The 3,829-nt window shown below is 69.6% G+C and carries 5 protein-coding genes; all 5 read left to right on the top strand.

Translation table 11 applies throughout. The annotated features are described in order from the left end of the window. Positions 1-276, top strand: a 276-nt coding sequence (locus VGC18_RS13650) for a DUF3180 domain-containing protein (RefSeq protein WP_331098310.1), incomplete at its 5' end; no start/stop codon positions are given. A gap of 19 nt (positions 277-295) precedes the next feature. Then, positions 296-775: a PH domain-containing protein gene (locus VGC18_RS13645; RefSeq protein WP_331098308.1), complete on the top strand. Its 480-nt coding sequence runs from the start codon at positions 296-298 to the stop codon at positions 773-775. Continuing rightward, on the top strand, positions 775-2,316 hold the full coding sequence (locus tag VGC18_RS13640) for a PH domain-containing protein (protein WP_331098305.1): 1,542 nt from the start codon (positions 775-777) through the stop codon (positions 2,314-2,316). Before VGC18_RS13645 ends, VGC18_RS13640 begins: the two co-directional genes overlap by 1 nt. Next, the gene (locus VGC18_RS13635) at positions 2,313-3,023 is read left to right on the top strand and encodes a Rossmann-like and DUF2520 domain-containing protein (protein ID WP_331098303.1); all 711 of its coding nucleotides are present in this window, start codon (positions 2,313-2,315) and stop codon (positions 3,021-3,023) included. The genes VGC18_RS13640 and VGC18_RS13635 overlap by 4 nt, the downstream gene beginning before the upstream one ends. A 282-nt stretch (positions 3,024-3,305) precedes the next feature. After that, the coding region (gene panC, locus VGC18_RS13630; protein ID WP_414672891.1) for a pantoate--beta-alanine ligase at positions 3,306-3,829 on the top strand (524 nt) is incomplete at its 3' end.

The raw sequence follows: 3,829 nt of genomic DNA, 5'->3' as shown, positions 1-3,829 counted from the left end.
CCGATCGATCCCTTCTACGCCACCCGGGTCCTGGTGCTCGCCAAGGCGAGTGCGCTCAGCGGGGCCCTGCTCACCGGCTTCGGGATCGGCATCACGGTCTACCTGCTCACCCGTTCCGTCGTGCCGGTAAGCTCGGTGGGGCCGGCGGTCGCCACCATCATCGGATCGGGTGTGCTGCTGGCCGGTGGTCTCGTCGCCGAGCACATGTGCACGATTCCGCCGGGGGACGACGACGATGACGACCCGGGCAAGAAGGCCGTCAGAGTCACACCGTAAGATCGGGCCGAGGAGCAACGTGGACAGACTCGAACTGCCCGCCGTCCAGTGGCGCCGGGTGTCGTCGAAACTCGTGACGGTCGAGCTGCTGGGCTGGGGGATCGTGCTCATCGCGGTCGTCCTCGCCGGCGTGGCGATGTCTCTCCTCGGGATCTGGTGGCTCGTGGTCGTGTTCGGCATCGCCGCCGTCGTCGCGATCGTGAACCTCGCCCTGACGCCTCGGCGCGTTCGGGCCATCGGCTATCAGCTCCGCGAGGACGACCTGCTGTTCCGCCGGGGCATCATGTGGCAGCGTTTTGTCGCCGTACCCTACGGCCGCATGCAGCTCGTGGACATCAATCGCGGGCCGCTCGCGCGGGTCCTCGGCCTCAGCGAGCTCAAGTTCGTGACCGCGGCGGCGTCCGCGGGCGTGACCATCCCGGGTCTCACGGAGGCGCAGGCGGAGGAGCTCCGCGATCATCTGGTCTCCGTCGCCGAGAGCCGCAGGGCGGGACTGTGATGGATGCCGGCCTGCATCGGACGGAGCCGGTTCCCGAGACGGTCGCGCGGCTGACCGACGGCGAATGGCATCGGCTGCACCCAGCATCCCCTTTGCTCAAGGGCGGCATCGCGCTCATCGCGATCCTCGGTGTGGTCCTCGCCAACCTGCGGGAACGGCTCATCGGCCTCTTCCTTCCGCATTACGACGAGGGCGGCGATCCGGTGGACTACGTGCTCAATCACGGCTTCGTCGTCCAGGCGCTCCTCGGGATCGTCGTCGTGCTGCTTGTGCTCATCGCGGCCTTCTCGGTGTCCTGGCGGATGCACACCTTCCGTATCACCAGCGAGGTCGTCGAGGTGCGCTCCGGCATCCTGTTCCGCACCAATCGGAAGGCGCGGCTCGATCGCATCCAGGGCATCAACATCGTGCGCCCCTTCTTCGCCCGGCTGTTCGGCGCGGCGCGGCTGGAGATCAGTCAGGCCGGGCACGACGCGAACGTGCAGCTCGCCTACCTGGCCTCCGGTGCGGCGGACGACCTGCGGCGCGAGATCCTGCGGCGGGCATCCGGTACGACCGTTGCACAGGCCTCTCCCGTCGCCGCGATCGCGGGTCGTCGCCTGATCGATCGGCGGATGGAGGAGCTTCTCGCCCCGGAGCTCGACCCGGGGCTCGCCGAGCCGGATTCGGTGGTGAAGATCCACCTGGGCCGGCTTCTCGGGTCGATCGCCTTGAGCGGGGGCACGGCCTTCGCCGCGCTCATCGTGGCCGGCACGATCGTCTGGATCGCGCTGACCGGGCAGCTCTTCGGACTGTTCGTGGTGCTGCCCAGCCTCGTCGGCTTCGGCAGCTACTACGTGCGGCGGTTCACCAAATCGCTGCGCTACAGCATCGCGGGCACGCCGGACGGCATCCGGGTGGGCTTCGGTCTGCTCTCCACCAGCAACGAGACACTGCCGCCGGGGCGCATCCACTCGGTCGAGGTCAGCCAGCCGCTCACCTGGCGACCGGCGGGCTGGTGGCAGATCAGGGTCAACCGCGCCAGCCATACCTCCGGCCGGGGCTCCGAGAACCAGGCGAACACGACGATCCTCCCGGTCGGCAACCTCCTGGAGGTGATCCGGGTGCTCGAGCTCATGCTCCCCGACCTGATCGGGCAGCGGGCGGGCGGCCTGATCGAGAGCGGCCTGGTCTCGAAGGGCGACGACGCCTTCACCGATTCGCCGCGGCGTGCCGCCTGGCTGCGGCCGCTGTCCTGGCGCCGCAACGGTTTTCTGGTCGCGCCCGGTTCGCTGCTGCTGCGCAAGGGAGCGCTCTGGCGACGGCTCATCATCGTTCCTCAGGCGAGGCTGCAGAGCGTGGCCGTCGTGCAGGGTCCGGTGCTGCGGATGCTGCGGCTGGCGGACATCCACCTGCACACGGTCAATGGCCCGATTCGGGCGAGTCTCGACGCGATCGACAGAGACACCGCCGTCGGGTTCTTCGAGCGTGTCGCCGAGCTGGCCGTGCTGGCCGGCGAGGCGGACACCTCCCACCGGTGGCGTTCGGGGGAGGCCTCATGAGCCCGGCAGGAGCCGGTGTGCCGCCGCGCGATCGGTCCGGCCGCCTGGGCATCGGCATCGTGGGTGCCGGCCGGGTCGGGCCGGTGCTCGGTGCCGCGCTCGCGGGGGCCGGGCACGCGATCGTCGGGATCTCCGCGATCTCGGAATCGAGCCGGGAACGGGCCGAGGCCATGCTGCCCGGTGCGCCGATCCTCGATGTGCCCGTGCTGATCGAGCGGAGCGAGCTGGTGATCCTGGCGGTGCCGGCGAGCGAGCTCGAGGCCCTCGTCGCCGGACTCGCGGCGACCGGGGCCTGGCAGCCGGGTCAGCTGGTCATGCATACCGCGGCCGGATTCGGCACCGGTATTCTCGCGCCGGCGATGGCGGCGGGCGGCATCCCGCTGGCCATCCACCCGGCCATGGACTTCACCGGGACGACGGTCGATCTGGCCAGGCTGGCCGGCAGCTATTTCGCAGTGACGGCACCGGCACCCGTGCAGCCCATCGGGCAGGCGCTCGTCGTGGAGATGGGCGGCGAGCCGATCATCGTCGCCGAGGCGGATCGCGCCGCCTACGCGGAGGCGATCGCGACGGCGACCAGTTTCTCCAGCGCGATCGTCGACCAGGCCACGTCGTTGCTCTCCTCGATCGGCATCGACTCGCCCGGGCTCATGCTCGCCCCGCTGGTGCGCTCCTCGGTCGAGAACGCGCTCCGTCGCGCGCACTGACTCGCCCCCTCCCGCCGCCCCTCTTCCTTCCTGTTCCGATGGGCTGGGACTTGTTCCGATGGGCCGAGCCCGCCGCCCGGGGCACGATCCATCTTTTTTCGTTGTGTCAGTTCGCGGTGACGTCATGATGAAGTGACACGACGAAAGAGGAGATATCGTCCCGGCGGGGAGCGGGGAGCGGGGAGCGGGGAGCGGGGAGCGGGGAGCGGGGAGCGGGGAGCGGGGAGCGGGGAGCGGGGAGCGGGGACGGGGAGCGGGGAGCGGGGAGACTAACATCGAGGGGTGCCGATTTCCGTAGCCGAGACCATCACCGAGCTGCGATCGGGAACGGCGGATGCTCGTTCCCAAGGAAAGCGCATCGCCCTCATCCCGACCATGGGCGCCCTGCACGACGGCCATCTCGCGCTGGTTCGGCGGGCGCACGAGGTCGCCGACGTGGTCATCGTCTCCATCTTCGTCAACCCGCTGCAGTTCGGCCCGACCGAGGATCTCGACCGCTATCCGCGCACCCTGGACGCCGATGTGCTCAAGCTCTCCGAGCTCGGCGTGGACTGGGTCTTCGCCCCGAGTGTCCGCGAGATGTATCCGAACGGAGGGAGCGAGACCAGGGTCACCGCGGGAACCGTCGGCACCCTCTACGAGGGGCGCACCCGCGCGGGACACTTCGACGGGGTGCTCACGGTCGTCTCGAAACTGCTCAACATCGCCCAGCCGCAGGTTGTGCTCTTCGGCCAGAAGGATGCCCAGCAGGTCTTCCTCGTGAAGCGCATGGTTGCCGACCTCAACCTGCCGGTCGCCGTGGAGGT

The sequence above is a fragment of the Lacisediminihabitans sp. genome (assembly GCF_036404185.1).
Taxonomy (GTDB): domain Bacteria; phylum Actinomycetota; class Actinomycetes; order Actinomycetales; family Microbacteriaceae; genus Lacisediminihabitans.
The sequence above is the reverse complement of the archived record's forward strand: the minus strand, read 5'-3'. Positions and strand labels throughout refer to the sequence as shown.